The sequence below is a fragment of the Pseudoduganella sp. RAF53_2 genome (assembly GCF_052113985.1).
In the GTDB taxonomy this organism is placed as follows: Bacteria; Pseudomonadota; Gammaproteobacteria; order Burkholderiales; family Burkholderiaceae_D; genus Rugamonas.
The window spans coordinates 1-1,031 of record NZ_JBFRDW010001087.1 but is presented as its reverse complement, the minus strand read 5'-3'; the positions used below and the strand labels follow the sequence as shown (position 1 = coordinate 1,031).

The 1,031-nt window shown below is 55.1% G+C and carries 1 protein-coding gene; it reads left to right on the top strand.

The annotated features are described in order from the left end of the window. Positions 1-532, top strand: a 532-nt coding sequence (locus tag AB4Z11_RS32500) for an FAD-dependent oxidoreductase (protein WP_442030416.1), incomplete at its 5' end; no start/stop codon positions are given. Positions 533-1,031 lie beyond the last annotated feature (499 nt).

The following is a 1,031-nucleotide window of genomic DNA, read 5'->3' as shown; positions in this document are numbered from 1 at the left end:
GATGAACGTCGTGCATAACGTGGAGTTCGTTCCTCCTCTCGATCCTAAGGTGGTTGAGGCGGGCCAGGAAAAGCACGCTGGTGCCGGCGTTAAGGTATTCATCAAGACAAAGGGGAAAGCTGGCTATGCGGGCCGCTTCATGGGCCTGGGCGATTCTGCTCAGCCCATTAGTGTCGTCCTGACCTATGCTAAAGCGGACGACCATACGATCTATGCAGCGTTCGGGTCCGATCCTAACCGGTTCAGCGCGACCGATAAGGCCGGCGTCCAGGCTGCTCTGAGAGCATATCTGCCGGACGCGGAAGTGATGGAATGCTTTGGACACGAATGGACAACTGATCCCTACAGCCGCGGCACCTATTGCTCGTACAAACCGGCTTGGTTTGGCAAGTATTACGACCATTTCCAAAAGGACCGCGGTCGTATCATTTTCGGTCAGGGCGACCACGGCGAAGGCTGGCGCGGCTTCATTGACGGGGCAATTGGCGCAGGCGGGATCGCCGCACGTCGTGTGAAAAAGTTGCTGGGTTGATGCGCTAGGTTCAATTAGCGAGAACACATAGAGCATTTCGCTAAGGGCTGAGATCGCCAATTCCACACTTCTGGGTGTGGAATTGGCGGTCACAGAAGCGAAGCTTGGACACAATCGCTCCCGGACGATAACTGAAAACCAAGGGCCAGCCTTGTGAGTCCTGATAACTGGATGGTCGCATGGTCGGCTTTTGCTGCTCGCCAATCGATTCCATTTTGGCCTGGCTCATCCATCCAATTTTGAAGGGCGCGGATTGGCTCGATCCCCGAGCAACGAGATGGGGGTCACGCTGAGGTGCAGGCCATGCATTATCAGACATTCTATCGGAGCGTTTGAAAACAATGTGCCCAAATTTCGCAAGGTCTTTGCTGGCGGCCTGTTGTGGCAGAAGGTTCAGATCGGCGTCGCGCGCCATAGTGATAGTGAAAAGCCTTAATCGTCCAGAAGGCGGTCGGCGTTACTTGATGGCGTTACCCAGCAAAACACCATGCAGCAAGAG